At 58.3% G+C, this 13,973-nt stretch carries 16 protein-coding genes; 5 read left to right on the top strand and 11 right to left on the bottom strand.

Translation table 11 applies throughout. From position 1 onward, the window contains the following. Positions 1 to 180 precede the first annotated feature (180 nt). Positions 181 to 570, top strand: a complete 390-nt coding sequence (locus tag ACOCD2_RS04655) for a c-type cytochrome (RefSeq protein ID WP_293644650.1) — start codon at positions 181 to 183, stop codon at positions 568 to 570. Between the two features lie 99 nt (positions 571 to 669). Here the strand turns inward: ACOCD2_RS04655 and ACOCD2_RS04650 are convergent, their stop codons facing one another. From ACOCD2_RS04650 to recJ, 7 genes are read right to left on the bottom strand one after another with little or no spacing between them, the layout of a single operon-like run. Continuing rightward, positions 670 to 915 carry a succinate dehydrogenase assembly factor 2 gene (locus ACOCD2_RS04650; RefSeq protein ID WP_293644648.1) on the bottom strand — a complete coding sequence of 82 codons (246 nt, stop codon included), beginning with the start codon at positions 913 to 915 and terminating at the stop codon, positions 670 to 672. Next, complete coding sequence (locus tag ACOCD2_RS04645; protein WP_293644646.1) at positions 912 to 1,607, bottom strand: succinate dehydrogenase iron-sulfur subunit; 696 nt, start codon at positions 1,605 to 1,607, stop codon at positions 912 to 914. The genes ACOCD2_RS04650 and ACOCD2_RS04645 overlap by 4 nt, the downstream gene beginning before the upstream one ends. Continuing rightward, positions 1,607 to 3,370: a succinate dehydrogenase flavoprotein subunit gene (gene sdhA, locus ACOCD2_RS04640; protein ID WP_293644644.1), complete on the bottom strand. Its 1,764-nt coding sequence runs from the start codon at positions 3,368 to 3,370 to the stop codon at positions 1,607 to 1,609. Before sdhA ends, ACOCD2_RS04645 begins: the two co-directional genes overlap by 1 nt. Beyond that, complete coding sequence (gene sdhD, locus ACOCD2_RS04635) at positions 3,367 to 3,702, bottom strand: succinate dehydrogenase, hydrophobic membrane anchor protein (RefSeq protein WP_293644642.1); 336 nt, start codon at positions 3,700 to 3,702, stop codon at positions 3,367 to 3,369. Before sdhD ends, sdhA begins: the two co-directional genes overlap by 4 nt. Continuing rightward, on the bottom strand, positions 3,699 to 4,076 hold the full coding sequence (gene sdhC / locus ACOCD2_RS04630) for a succinate dehydrogenase, cytochrome b556 subunit (RefSeq protein WP_294030214.1): 378 nt from the start codon (positions 4,074 to 4,076) through the stop codon (positions 3,699 to 3,701). Before sdhC ends, sdhD begins: the two co-directional genes overlap by 4 nt. An 11-nt stretch (positions 4,077 to 4,087) precedes the next feature. Beyond that, positions 4,088 to 4,633, bottom strand: coding sequence for a ribosome biogenesis factor YjgA (gene yjgA / locus ACOCD2_RS04625; protein WP_293644638.1), 546 nt, complete (start codon positions 4,631 to 4,633; stop codon positions 4,088 to 4,090). Further along, positions 4,630 to 6,354, bottom strand: a complete 1,725-nt coding sequence (recJ, locus tag ACOCD2_RS04620; protein ID WP_293644636.1) for a single-stranded-DNA-specific exonuclease RecJ — start codon at positions 6,352 to 6,354, stop codon at positions 4,630 to 4,632. Before recJ ends, yjgA begins: the two co-directional genes overlap by 4 nt. Positions 6,355 to 6,485: 131 nt before the next feature. Between recJ and ACOCD2_RS04615 the strand changes: the two genes are divergently transcribed. After that, complete coding sequence (locus ACOCD2_RS04615; RefSeq protein WP_293644635.1) at positions 6,486 to 7,136, top strand: 4'-phosphopantetheinyl transferase family protein; 651 nt, start codon at positions 6,486 to 6,488, stop codon at positions 7,134 to 7,136. Between the two features lie 30 nt (positions 7,137 to 7,166). Beyond that, a complete protein-coding gene (locus ACOCD2_RS04610; RefSeq protein ID WP_293644633.1) occupies positions 7,167 to 7,970 on the top strand; it encodes an undecaprenyl-diphosphate phosphatase in 804 nt (267 codons plus the stop codon). 9 nt (positions 7,971 to 7,979) lie between these two features. On the opposite strand, the gene ACOCD2_RS04605 is transcribed toward ACOCD2_RS04610, so the two are convergent. Genes ACOCD2_RS04605 through ACOCD2_RS04595 form a run of 3 tightly spaced genes read right to left on the bottom strand, consistent with a single transcriptional unit; the run spans position 7,980 to position 12,145 of the window. Beyond that, a complete protein-coding gene (locus ACOCD2_RS04605; protein WP_293644631.1) occupies positions 7,980 to 9,056 on the bottom strand; it encodes an ABC transporter ATP-binding protein in 1,077 nt (358 codons plus the stop codon). Further along, positions 9,053 to 10,753 (bottom strand): ABC transporter permease, encoded by a 1,701-nt coding sequence (locus ACOCD2_RS04600; RefSeq protein ID WP_293644629.1) that lies wholly within the window; start codon positions 10,751 to 10,753, stop codon positions 9,053 to 9,055. The genes ACOCD2_RS04605 and ACOCD2_RS04600 overlap by 4 nt, the downstream gene beginning before the upstream one ends. Before the next feature lie 60 nt (positions 10,754 to 10,813). After that, on the bottom strand, positions 10,814 to 12,145 hold the full coding sequence (locus ACOCD2_RS04595; RefSeq protein ID WP_305801363.1) for an ABC transporter substrate-binding protein: 1,332 nt from the start codon (positions 12,143 to 12,145) through the stop codon (positions 10,814 to 10,816). Positions 12,146 to 12,415: 270 nt separating this feature from the next. Between ACOCD2_RS04595 and ACOCD2_RS04590 the strand changes: the two genes are divergently transcribed. Further along, a complete protein-coding gene (locus ACOCD2_RS04590; RefSeq protein WP_293650028.1) occupies positions 12,416 to 12,904 on the top strand; it encodes a DUF3016 domain-containing protein in 489 nt (162 codons plus the stop codon). Then, positions 12,901 to 13,623, top strand: coding sequence for a sulfate transporter CysZ (gene cysZ, locus ACOCD2_RS04585; protein ID WP_293650029.1), 723 nt, complete (start codon positions 12,901 to 12,903; stop codon positions 13,621 to 13,623). Before ACOCD2_RS04590 ends, cysZ begins: the two co-directional genes overlap by 4 nt. Here cysZ and lepB read toward each other — a convergent pair. Continuing rightward, a complete protein-coding gene (gene lepB / locus ACOCD2_RS04580) occupies positions 13,617 to 13,817 on the bottom strand; it encodes a signal peptidase I (protein ID WP_293650030.1) in 201 nt (66 codons plus the stop codon). The two genes, cysZ and lepB, sit on opposite strands and share 7 nt — an antisense overlap. Between the last annotated feature and the right edge of the window lie 156 nt (positions 13,818 to 13,973).

Genomic DNA, 13,973 nt, shown 5'->3' with positions numbered 1-13,973 from the left:
GTCTCTCATAATGGCCTCCTATAGAACTTGCCGGTTCAAAGGAGGCCATTTTCTTACTTCGCACGCCGGTACGGCAGAGCCTTTTCGTGTCTCACCGCCAGAGGCGGTGGTTTACCAAGTTGTAATTACCTTGTCAAACAGCTGAAAAACTTCCGCGACGGCAAGCGCAAGAGTGACACCATGAATGAAATGGCCAAAGACCTCAAGGATGACCAGATCGAAGCACTGGCGGACTACTTCAGCTCCAAGCCAGCCCTGACTCACCGGGTACGCGACAAGGGTTTTGCCGCCGTGGGCGAATACCTTTTCAAGAAAGGCAACAGGTATTCCGGCATTCCTGCCTGCAAATCCTGCCACGGAGAATTTGGCCAGGGAACAGACGAACTGCCCCGTCTCGCAGGGCAGCACAAACGCTATGTTGCCGACCAGCTACAGGCCTTCGGTGAGCGCGCCAGAACCAACGATAACGCCATCATGCATACCATCGCCAGCAAGCTGACCGAAATGGAAATCGAGGCCCTGGCGTTGTATGTCAGCGGCATCAAGGAAGAAACAAAAGAAGAACAGTAACACCTGAACGCCGGAGAATACCGGCATGGCACTATTGACCCGTTGACGATACAGGCGATGCTCACCCATGATGCACCGGCTATATCGTTGCCGGGTCAATCAACTGCGAATCGCCCTGAGCACCGCCTGATATTTCTCCGGTGCTTCTTCCGGTTCGTTGATCAGCCAGCGGAAAAGATGTGGGTCGGCCTCGCGCAGCAATCGGCGAAAGGCCTGCTGTATGTCCGCCGGCTGACTGTCGTAATGCTCGTCGAGAAAGCGGCGGAACAGGCAATCCAGCTCCAGCATGCCGCGCCGGCACTGCCATTGCAGGCGTTCCTTTTCCCTGAAAGGCTGCCTGGTCACACGGACTTTTTCAGCATCAGGCTGCGGATATGTCCGATGGCCTGGGTGGGGTTTAGATGTTTCGGGCAGGCATCCACACAGTTCATGATCGTGTGACAGCGAAACACCTTGTAGGGGCCGTCCAGATCGTCCAGGCGTTGCTCTTCCGCTTGGTCACGGCTGTCAGCGAGAAAGCGCCAGGACGACAGCAAGGCCTGCGGTCCCAAAAACTTGTCCGGATTCCACCAGAAGGAAGGACAGGAAGTGGAACAGCAGCCACACAGGATACATTCCCACAGGCCGTCGAGCCGGGCGCGCTCTTCCGGCGTCTGCAGACTCTCCTGCTCCGGCACGGGATCCTTGCGTTTGAGCCAGGGATCCACAGCATGGTACTGACGGTAGAAGTCACTCATGTCCACCACCAGGTCCCTGATCACCGGCCGGCCGGGAAAAGGACGGATGACCACGGGTCCCTTCCTGTAGTCGCTGACCGGCGTGATACAGGCGAGCCGGTTCCGGCCGTTTACATTGACACCGTCCGAGCCGCACACACCCTCACCGCAGGAATGGCGAAAGGCAAACGACTCGTCCCTGCGCTTGATCTCCAGCAACACGTCACGCAGCATCATGCCCCTGTCCGTTTCCACCTCGAAGGTCTGCAAATGAGGTTCCTGATCGACATCCGGGTTGTAGCGATAGATCCGGAATTCCATCAGTACACCCTCGGCTTGGGTGGAAAACTGTCGACACTCAGCGGCCGGGTGCGCACAGGCTTGTAGTCCAGCCGGTCTTCTTCCAGAAAATACAGGCTGTGGCGCATCCAGTTCCGGTCATCCCTTTCCGGGTAATCAGGCCGGGAATGCGCCCCCCGGCTCTCCTGCCGATACAGGGCCGAGGTCACGATGGACATGCCCACATCGATGAGGTTCTCCAGTTCGAAGGCCTCGATACGCGCCGTATTGAAGGTGCGGCTGGTGTCGTGCAGACGCACATCGCCGAGTCGCCGACGGATCTCTTTCACTTTCTCCACGCCTTCCCGCATGATGTCATCCGTACGGAACACCCCGGCATGATCTTCCATGACCTTGCGGAACTCTACCCGCAGTTCCGCCACGGAAACACCCTCGCCTTCGGCTTCAAAGCGCTGAAAACGCGCCATGGCGCGCTCTTCACTGCTGCTGTGGGTAAGACGGTGGCGGGGATGCTCGTCGAGATATTCGAGAATATCCAGCCCTGACAGACGCCCGAATACGAGAATATCCAGCAGTGAGTTGCCGCCCAGGCGGTTGGCGCCGTGTACCGACACGCAGGCGCATTCACCGGCGGCATAAAGCCCCTGAACAACCTCTTCCGGCCCGTGATGCGCCGGCGTGACCACGCGCCCGAAGCGGTCCGAGGGAATACCTCCCATGACGTAGTGCGCGGTGGGATAAACGGGAATGGGTTCGAAGGCCGGATCCACACCCAGGAAGATCTTGCTGGTTTCGCGAATACCCGGCAGACGCTTTGCCACCACCTCTTCGCCCAGGTGATCGATTTTGAGCAGCACATAATCCTTGTCAGGACCACAGCCCCGGCCTTCACGCACCTCGGTGACGATGGCGCGCGCCACCACATCCCGGCTGGCCAGATCCTTGGCGGTAGGCGCATAGCGTTCCATGAAACGCTCGCCCTCACTGTTGATGAGATAACCGCCCTCGCCACGGGAGGCCTCGGTGATCAGCATGCCGCGGCCCGCCACACCGGTGGGATGGAACTGGAAGAACTCCATGTCCTGCAGGGGCACCCCGGCACGCAGGGCCATGGCCATGCCATCGCCCGTATTGATGTGTGCATTGCTGGTGGTACGGAACACCTGGCCACAGCCTCCCGTGGCCAGCAGGGTCGCCCGGGCGTTGAGGATCATGGGCTCACCGGAAGCAATATCCATCACCAGTGCGCCGGTCACGCCACCTTCTTCATCCTGCAGCAGATCGATGGCAAAGTACTCAGTGAAAAAGTGGCTGCGCGCCTTGATATTCTGCTGATAAAGGGTGTGCAGGATGGCATGACCCGTGCGGTCTGCCGCCGCACAGGTGCGCGTTGCTTGCTCCTTGCCGAAATGACGGCTCTGGCCGCCGAAGGGACGCTGATAGATCTTGCCGCTGTCCAGCCGGGAGAACGGCACACCGTTGTGTTCCAGCTCGTACACCGTGGGAATGGCCTCCCGGCACATGAACTCGATGGCATCCTGATCACCCAGATAGTCAGAACCCTTGACCGTATCGAACATATGCCAGTGCCAGCTGTCATCATCCACGTTACCCAGCGCCGCATTGACGCCGCCCTGGGCAGCTACCGTGTGCGAGCGCGTGGGAAAGACCTTGGAAACCACGGCCACGCGCAAGTCCGCCCTGGCCAGTTGCACTGCCGCATTCAGGCCGGCGCCACCGGCGCCGATGATGAGCACATCGAAATTTTTTCTTATCATGTTCATAGCAGGCCCATCAGAATGGATGCCACCCACAAACCGCAGGTGAGCAGAAAGGCAAACACGGTCGCCAGCGCGGCCAGGCGCAGGCCCGGGGGCTTGACGTAGTCCAGTATCACATCACGTACACCTATCCAGGCATGCAGCAGCAGCGCCAGGAAGAACAGCGCCGTCGCCAGCCACATGCCCAGGCCGGCGAGCCAGTGCTTCAGCGCCCCGTGATCACCCGGTGGCGTGAACATCAGCCAGGCGAGCACGTACACAATGAAGCCCGCCAGGTAGACGGCACTGGCGCGCTGCCACATCCAGGCGCGAAAACCGGACAGTTGCCGGCTCACCACAGACCCCACAACAGCAGCAGGGCCAACACCGGGGAAAGGATCAGCACCGCCCAGGCCGTCTGCTGGTATCGCGGCGCCTGCACACCAAGATGTACATCGATGAGCAGATAGCGGATGCCGGCAAGGAAATGGTGGAACAATGCCCACAGCAAGAGGAACAGAATCACCTGCATGATTGGCTGTTTCAACAGCGTCTGCGCCTGAAGAAAACCGGCCTGTCCCGACAATGCAACTGACAGCAGGGCCGCCAGAAAAGGGATGCTCAGGAACAGGAGCACGCCAGCCGCTCGGTGAGCAATGGACATGATGCCCGCCACGGGCAGGCGAATCTGCAGCAGATTGAGAAACACGGGTCTGGAGTGGCTGGACATGGTCATGGCCTTTATTGTTCTTGCTGTTCTGACAAGATAGCAGATTCCACGGCATCTGCTGCGTTTTCCCTGAGCTGCCGGAACAGCTTTTTCCCGGCACCGGCAGGTTTGCCGGTGTCTCTTTCCCTGACGGCACTACGAATCAGCGCACGGATCTGCTGCCTGTCTGTATGGGGATACTGTTCCAGGTATTGCTGCAAGGCTTCGTCTCCCTGTTCGACGAGGCGATCACGCCATTTCTCCAGGGCATGGAAGCGACGGTTCTCTTCCGAATGCCGGCTGTTCCTGTTTTCGAACCAGTCGCGGATCTGTTCCAGGTTCTGCTTCTGCAGCAGCTTGGTCAGATATTTGATCTCACGGTTACGGCCACTCGATGCCTTCATGGCAGCAGCGCGGTGCACACCGGCCAGAAATTTGTCATCCAGATCCAGCCTAGCGTGCTCGCCCTCGCCCAGCGCAATGATCGCCACGACCAGCTTCTGCAATTCGGCCAGTTCACGTTTCAGCTGCGTCTTGTTGGGACGGATGGCCAGGCCATCTTCATCCACTTCTCTCATACTGCCTCCATATGTGCGATGCGCAATTGCAGATTGATACTGCCGCGAAATTCATTCACATCCAGCTGATAGGCCATCAGCAGCCTCTGCGGCAAAGGCGATGGACAGGCCCTGACCAGGTTGAAACCGATCGCATCGAACACCTGGTTGCTGCCCGGTGGCCGCACCACAAGTTTCCAGTGTTTGTCCTGCAACTGACGCTGCTGGATCACCTCGAACTCGCCGTGGAACACGGGCTCCGGAAAGCCCTGTCCCCAGGGGCCACCCTGCTCGACCAGATAGGCCAGATCCAGGTTCATGTCCTCTGCTGCAATCTCACCATCGGATTCTATCACCGCCTCAAAGGCATCCTTGTCGAGGCGCCGGTGCAGCACTGCGTTGAACAGTTCCTTGAACTCATCCAGACGATGCGTCTCCAGCGTGAGCCCCGCCGCCATGGCATGACCACCGAACTTCAACAGCAGCCCCGGAGAACCGGCGGCAACTTCGTCCAGCACGTCGCGAATATGCACACCGGGGATGGAGCGCGCCGACCCTTTGATCTCGCCATCATCACCGGGGGCGAATGCGATGACCGACCGGTGATGGCGCTCCTTGATGCGGGAAGCGACAATACCGATCACGCCCTGGTGCCAGCTGTCGTCATACAGACAAAGACCCCAGGGAAGATCCGATTCTTTCAGCATCACGGTCTCGAGCAAGGTCTCCGCCTGCTGCCGCATGTCGTCCTCGATATGACGCCGGTCCCGGTTCAGCTGATCCAGCTCCGCCGCCAGTTCCCTTGCCCTGCCCGGATCTTCTGTCAGCAGGCATTCGATACCCAGCGACATGTCATCCAGCCGGCCCGCCGCGTTCAGGCGGGGTCCCACGGTGAAGCCGAGGTCTGAAGCCTGCGCGCGCCGGGGATTGCGTCCCGCCACTTCCAGCAGAGCGGTGATACCGGGACGGCAGCGGCCGGCGCGGATGCGCGCCAGCCCCTGATGCACTAGAATACGGTTGTTGCGCTCCAGGGGCACCACGTCGGCCACGGTGCCCAGTGCCAGCAGATCGAGGTGGTCCCCCATGTTCGGCTCGGATCTTTCATCGAACCATCCCCGCTCACGCAGCAGGGAACGCAGGGCCAGCAACACATAGAACACCACGCCGACACCGGCGGTGGACTTGGCGGGGAAACCGTTGTCCGGAAGATTGGGATTGACCATGGCTGCCGCGTCAGGCAGCACCGGACCGGGCAGGTGATGATCTGTCACGACAACCTGAATACCCAGCCTGTTGGCCGCCGCCACGCCATCCACACTGGATACGCCGTTATCCACAGTCAGGATCAGATCAGGTGCGTATGCCGACGCCGCCAGTCCCACGATTTCCGGCGTCAGGCCATAGCCGTATTCGAAGCGGTTGGGCACCAGATAATCCACCTGTTCCGCCCCCATACCGCGCAAAGCCAGCACACTCAGGGCCGTGCTGGTGGCGCCGTCACAGTCGAAATCGCCGATGATCAGGATACGCCGCTGTTCCCGCATCGCCTGAAAAAGCAGCCGTGCTGCCTCGAACGCCACGTCCATGCGCTCCACCGGCAGCAGCCGGCCCAGCCCCAGATCCAGTTCTTCATCATTTTGCACGCCACGGCAGGCATAGACCCTGCGCAGCACCGGGTGCAGATCAGCGGTCAATTTGGCTTCCGAAGCAGGCGCCGGGCGGGAAACAATGGTCTTTTGCATGGCGGGAAATGATACACTTGTTAAGGTATCAATTCAGCAACTCCCGAGCACACAGATCCCAATTGGCAAGCGCCGGAACAACACCCGCAGGCATACACATCCCTCACTGGTCGGAAGGCAGCTTCGATACTGTGAATAGGCTGCAGCCGGGAGAAGTGCATATATGGCGATTCGACCTGGATCAGCCCACTTCCGGCAGTCTCTCGATCCTGAGCAGCGAAGAACGGTCACGGTTTACGGACATACGCCGGCCGGAAGCCGCGCGACGCTATCTGAACAGCCGCTTGCAGCTGCGTGGCATTCTCGCCTCTTATCTGGATGAAGCGCCTGCCAGGCTCAGTTTCATTGTCAGGCCGGGAGGAAAACCGGAGCTGGCGCGCCTGCCCGTGCATTTCAATCTTTCCCACAGTCACGAACTGGGGTTGCTCGCCATCAGTGCACTACATCCTGTGGGTATCGATCTGGAAAAAATCCGCGACATGAAATACCCCTCACGTATTGCCAGGCGCACGTTTTCTACTGAAGTATGGCAACAGTGGTCGGCGCCCATGGCCGGTGAAAACCAGCAGCTGCTGTTCTTTCGGCAATGGACGGCCCTTGAAGCCCGTCAGAAAGCTTTCGGATACGGCATCTTCGCCACCCCGGTCCCGCCCGACGACCTGCACTGCCGCCATTTCTTCGCCGCCGACGGCTTTGTCGCTGCCCTGGCCACCCCCTCATCCCATGACGAACCTGCATTACGGTTTTTCAACAGCCCGCCTACGGCGTATGATGCTGCCTGATTTGTTCACCAGACAAGCACGGCAAGCATCATGGACCTGATACAGATAATCATTCTGGCACTGATACAGGGATTTACAGAATTCCTGCCCATATCCAGCTCGGCCCACCTCATTCTGGCGCCATATGTCTTTGGCTATGCCGATCAGGGTCTTGCCTTCGATCTTGCCGTGCACCTCGGAACCCTGCTGGCAGTGGTCCTGTATTTCCGCAAGGAAGTCCTGCTGATGCTGCACGACTGGTTTGCCTCACTGATGCCATCGGGTAAGTCCACGCCCAACAGTCGCCTGGGCTGGGCAATCATCCTGGCGACCATCCCGGTGATGGTAGTAGGCGTTCTGATCAAAGACCTGGTGGAACACCAGCTGCGCGCCCCCCAGGTGATTGCCGCCACCACCATCCTCATCGGCCTGCTGCTGTGGTGGGCTGACCGCCATTCGAAACGTAACCGCCATATCGGCAGCATGAACCTGAAAGATGCCCTGTTCATCGGCGTCGCCCAGGCTGTTGCCCTGATTCCCGGCACTTCCCGCTCCGGCATCACCATGGCCGCCGCACTGATGCTGGGCTACACCCGTGAAGCCGCCTCGCGTTTCTCCTTTCTGCTGGCCATACCGACCATACTGGCTTCGGTAATCTGGGTGGGCAAGGACCTGTTCCTGCTGGAGGAAAGCGTCAACTGGCAGGACCTGGGCCTCGGCGTGGCCCTCTCCTTTGTCGCCGCCTACACCACCATCCATTTCTTCCTGCGCTTCATCGAACGTATCGGCATGGCGCCTTTCGCCATTTACCGGCTGTTTCTCGGCGCGGTTATCCTGGGCTTTCTCTATCTGTAGGAAGCGGGCTTATCCGGCCAAGGCCAGAATCCGTTCCCTGGCCACCAGCACGGTAACCTCTGTACCTTCTGCGATCAGACCTTCTCCCTGGATATGGGGCAGATCCAGCAGCAGGGTTTCATTGCCCACTTTCACCCCATAACGCACGATGCTGCCGAGAAACTCGGTGTGCACGATCACGCCCGGCAAGTCGATATGCGCGTCATCGGCTTCCACCCGGCCACAGTGAATACTGGCGTTCTGGGGACGGAAAACGATGGAACGCTGCCCCTCCCCTTCGATATCCAGGCGGAAGGTCACGCAGCTGTCCGAAACAAAGGCCTTGCGCCCGTCTTCCTCGACGATGCTTCCCGGCAGGATGTTTGCCGTTCCCAGGAAGCGCGCCACGAACAGGTTAGACGGGTTGTCATACAGTTCCATGGGAGTTCCTACCTGTTGCAGATAGCCATCGTTGAGTACGGCCATGCGGTCTGATGTGGTATTCGCCTCTTCCTGATCATGGGTGACGAAGATGGTAGTGAGCTGCAGGCGCTGTTGCAGGGCGCGGATGTCGCGGCGCATCTGGATACGCAGGTTGGCATCAAGGTTGGACAGGGGTTCATCGAGCAGCAGCACCTTTGGCTCGACAACGATGGTACGGGCGATGGCCACCCGCTGCTGCTGGCCTCCGGAAAGCTGTGACGGCCGCCGCCCGGCGAACGCTGTCATGCCAACCAGCTCCAGCGCTTCATCCACCCGTCTCCTGATTTCAGCTGCCGGCAGGCGACGCTCCTCCAGGCCAAAAGCGATGTTCTTCCGCACCGTCATGTGGGGCCACAGCGCATAGCTCTGAAACACCATGCCCAGATTGCGTTTCCAGGGAGGCAGATCCACCACATCCTCCCCTCCGATCAGTATCTGGCCGCTGGGCCTGGGCCCAAAACCGGACACCGCACGCAGTAGCGTGGATTTTCCGCTGCCGGAAGGGCCGAGAAAGGCAAAGAATTCCCCCGGTGCAATATCCAGGCTGATGTCCCTGAGCACCTCATTGTCACCGAAGGCCAGACCAAGGTTCCTGATGGAGATCCCCACTGATTCGCTGCTCATGTCACTTCCTCTGCAATTTGTCTTTCTGCGGTACGCAGCTTGTGGCTGCGTTCGATCACACGGTGGGAAAAATAGGTACCCAGGCCCACGATGACCACGGCAATCATGCCCAGGGCGGCTCTGGCTCCCCGCCCGGAAGCGGATTGCATGAACTCATAGATACCGAAGGCCAGGGGCGCATCGGATTCCTGGGACACCAGCATGATGGTGGCGGACAACTCCACGGATGCCGTGGCAAAGCTGGTGACAAAACCGGCGATCATCCCCCCACTCATCAAAGGCACGACCACCCGCCACAATGTGCGGGAGCGCGTCGCACCGAGATTCTGTGCCGCTTCCTCCAGCATCACGCTAACCTGCTGCAGCGCAGCCACACAGGCGCGCAGGGCGTAGGGCAAGCGGCGAATGGTGAGCGCCACCACGATAATCACCCACCAGGAGGCCAGGGGCTTGTCGAGAAAAGGCACGTTGAAATCATTGTAGGTGCGCAGATAGCCGATACCCAGTACCACCCCTGGTACCGCCAGAGATGCGGTGGCGATATAGTCCAGCCATTTCCGGCCTTTCATGCCGGTGCGGTACACGATATAGGCAATGGCTGTTGCCAGTATGACATCGAAGCTGGCGGCCAGTCCCGCATACAGCAGGGTGTTGGTGATGTACTCCCGCGCCGAACCGAACACCATGCGGTAGTGGTCCAGTGTATAGGCATCTGGCAAGGGGCTGTAGGACCAGACCGTGCCGAAGGACAGCAGGGTCAACCCGATATGCGGCGAGAGCACCAGCAGCAGGATGAGCAGGATAAGCGCATAGGCAGCGATCTTCTGCCCGCCGCGCAGTTCACGCTTGAGCATGCCGCCACCGCCTTTCTGCAGGGTGGAATAGTCCTTGCCTTTCAGCGCCAGCATGGAGGTCCACAGGGCGAACAGGGAGAACACCACCAGGATCACCGAAATCACATAACCCATGGGGTCCGAGATACCTATGGATGAGATGCGCAGATAGGCCTGGGGCGCCAGCATGGTATTCACGTTCAGCAACAATGGCGTACCCAGATCATCGAACACCTTCAGGAACACCAGCGCGGCCCCTGCAACATAGCCGGGCATGGCCAGCGGGAAAACGATACGTCGAAACAGGCGCATACCACTGGCGCCAAGATTCTGCGCCGACTCCTCCATGGATCTGTCCACGTTGTTCAGGGCCGCCGACAGATTGATCAGTATGAAAGGAAAATAGTGGATACTCTGTACAAAGATAACGCCGTTCAGACCCTCCATGAAAGGAATGGTGAACCCGAGATGCTCATCCAGCAGCAGGTTGACGGATCCGTTCTCGCCGAAAAGCAGCAGCATGGGCACAGCGCCCACGAAGGGAGGCATGATCAGGGGTATGAAGCCCAGGGTCTGAATGATGGCGGCTCCGGTAAAATTGAAACGCGAAGTGAAATAGGCCAGTGGCAAAGCGATGATGGTCGCCACCACGACCGACATGGCAGCCACATAGAAGGAATTGAAGAACGATTCCTGAAACAGGGATGAGCGGAAAAAATCGCTGAAATTGACCAGGGTCAGCGCACCGCTTGCCGGATCCTGAAAGGCCACATAGATGACCTGCACAACGGGAATGACCAGGAAGGCCAGCAGTATCAGGGCGATCAGTAGTCCTGCAAAAAACGGGCCGCGTTGTTTTGTCATGATTGTTTTTCCGTGCACTGGCAACAGACCGGCATTTCACCGGCCTGCTGTCATCTTCTGTCAGAGCATGGATTTGGCCTTGTTCGCCAACTGGGTTGCCTTGGCGTAATTGGCCTTGATCATCTCATCCCATTGCTGCTCGATCTCGGCCTGACGGCCGGTAACCTTGGTGCTGGCCTTCTTGCGTTTCTTCTTGAAAATACTGTTGAACGCCTCATCGCTGGCTTTCGCCGCATCGATGGGCACGGCATTCACCAGGTCTTTTGCTTGCGCAATCAGTTTTTGGGCGGCCGGGTTGTTATTACCCTGGAGCGCGGCTTCTGCATCCTGGATCGCCTTCACCGCAGTGCGCAGATCATCCAGCCGATAGGTGATCATGACATCGAACAGGGAATTGACCACGTTGTAGCGGGATTTCGACAATGCCAGATCAAACTTCACGCCAGAACCGATGGAGTTGTCCTTGAAGGGATTCGGAAAATTCGCCGGTGCCTTGGCATAGGCCTTGGGATTGACCGGCAGGCGCATGATCTTAGGGTCCAGCAGCAGCGCCTGCCCTTCGTCGGAGAGCAGGAATTCGATGAAATCAGCCGCTGTCTCCCTGTGGGGTGCATTCTTCACGATGGCAATATTTGCGGGAACCAGCGTAGTCACCCTGGGATACACGAAATCGACGGGGAATCCGGAGGCCTTGGAAGAAAGCCCGAAGAAGTCGATACCGATACCGAACTGTCCGCTGTTCACACCATCCGGCACACCAAAACTGCGTTCGGTGATGGTCTTCATGTTACCTGCTATCTCCTTCCAGGTGGCCCAGCCTTCTTCCCAACCCTTGCCCTGCAGCACTGTTTCCACCGTCAGATGCGTCGTGCCGGAACGCGAGGGAGCGCTCATGCCAACGTGATTGTGGTATACGGCCTTCGTCAGATCTTCCCATTCATGGGGAACAGGCAGTTTCTTCGCCTTGAGATAGCGGGTGTTCCACATGATGCCGTAACCGGATGCGGCAAAGCCCTTGTAATAACCGTCGGGATCATTGATGGGAAAGGCCCCGACTTTCTCCGGGATGCCCTTTACTTTCGTCTGGTATTTCTGCAGGAGATCATCCCCCTTGAGTATCTCGAACGCATCCGGAGCCGATGCCCAGAACAAATCGGATGTGTTGTTGCCGGCTGTTTCCTGAAGATATTTGACGCCTGCCGTGGTTTTTTTCTTCAGCATCTCGACTTTGATACCAGGGTACTTCTTCTCAAAGGCCTTCTTGAAAGTCGTGGTGGTGTCCGGTGGATACGATGTCACAACCACCAGCTTGCCTTCAGTGGCCTGCACCAGTGTAGACATGCCCAAAAAAACACTGGCCGCAACCGTAAACAGAATTTTTCTTTTCAGCATGATACTGCCCTCCGTGGGCCATCAGTTTTAAATTACAGATGTGAAATACAGCCATCACAGGGTAAATGTAGATGATACGCACAGGTTTTGCCACATTTGCACAGCCCATCAAACTGTTCCGCTGGCAGCCTGGGGCAGGTATCATGACGCATTAAATGATCTTGACTGCGGTAAACGGTGGGGCCTGCTGCCGGATCGCTTGCCTCCCTCATCTGAACCTGTGGACTGTTTAGGCATCTAATGGATCACAGAAAACAAAGAGGTCAATGTATGAAAACACTTATCGCTATATTCAGCATCATGCTGCTCCCGACCCTGGCAAAGGCCGGCGGCAGCGCCGAAATACACTGGTCCAATCCGGCCGGTTACACCGACGTCATGGCCTCCAGCGGCTCCCAGGAGGAATTCCAGGCCAGAACTTTCAAAGAACTCGAAGACACGATACAGAAACTTGCCGCGACACTCCCCGACGGTCAGAAACTGGAAATGACGGTTACCGACCTGGATCTGGCAGGTGATGTAAAACTTACCGGTGCCCGCACCCAGCACCAGGACGTGCGTGTGGTGAAGGACAGCTACCCCGCCCGGATGACGTTCCACTACCGCCTGCTGGATGCCAGCGGCAATGTGCTCAAGGAAGGTGATGAAAAACTGCAGAGCAGAACCATGAGCGCCGCCATGCGCACCAGCAGTGGAGAACCCCTCGGAATGGAAAAACGCATGATCAGAAACTGGTTCAAGCGCAGCATCGCAAAATGACATCACTGATTGCAGTCTTTTTGCTGCCGTTTCAGGGGCTGGGCATGCTGTTTCGCAGGGGATTGCGGCGCTATGTGTTCGCGCCGCTGTTCATCAATATCCTCATCTTCAGCCTCACCGCCTGGATCGGCAGTATCTACTTCCAGGAGTTCATCGACTGGGTTCTGCCTGCCGACAGCTGGATGAGTTACCTCGAATGGCTGCTCTGGCCCCTGTTTGCGCTCACTTATCTGGTGATTGCCTTCTACACCTTTACCATGGTGGCCAACCTCATCGCCTCACCCTTCAACAGCATCCTGGCTGCCCAGGTGGAAAAACAGATTACCGGCCAGCTGCCGGAAGATCACAGCGGCAGCCTCATGGCCGAGATCATCCCCGCCATCAGCGGTGAACTGGGAAAGATCTGGTATTTTCTGCTGCGCGCCATCCCGGTACTGATCCTGATGATCATTCCCTGCCTGAACGCCATCGGCTCGGTACTGTGGCTGCTGCTGGGATTCTGGTTCCTGAGCATCGAATACGTGGACTATCCCATGGGCAATCATCACCTCCGCCCCAGGGAGCAACGTCAACGCCTGCGCAAGCGCCCTTTTCAGACCTGGGCCTTCGGCGCAGGTGCCAATCTGCTGATGATGATCCCGGTGATCAACTTCGCCGCCATGCCCGCCTCCGTGGCTGGGGCGACTCTGTGGTGGACAAAGATGGATACGGCTCAGTGAACCGGCAAGGCAAGCCGGTCCCAGCCCCGCTCGGTGGAGAATGACAGGGCGATGCCCACCACCCGGCCCATGATCCTGTCCTGATCCACGAAACCCCAGAAGTGGGAGTCGGCGCTGTTGTTGCGGTGATCCCCCATGACGAAATACTTGCCCTGGGGCACTTCGATGGTCTTTCCCACATAGGGCATGCCCATGCCGCGGGTCAGCTTGAATTGGTGCCCGCGCCCGTCGCAAGCGTGTCTTCGGCCTCGTGATAGATTTTGGGACATCCCAGTCCCCAAAATCGACTCGGCCTTTGACAACCTATTGGTGCCCCAGCCGTCCTGGTCACCAAGCACTACGCAACAACT

Source organism: Thiolapillus sp. (assembly GCF_048562965.1).
In the GTDB taxonomy this organism is placed as follows: Bacteria; Pseudomonadota; Gammaproteobacteria; order Chromatiales; family Chromatiaceae; genus Thiolapillus; species Thiolapillus brandeum_A.
The sequence above is the reverse complement of the archived record's forward strand: the minus strand, read 5'-3'. Positions and strand labels throughout refer to the sequence as shown.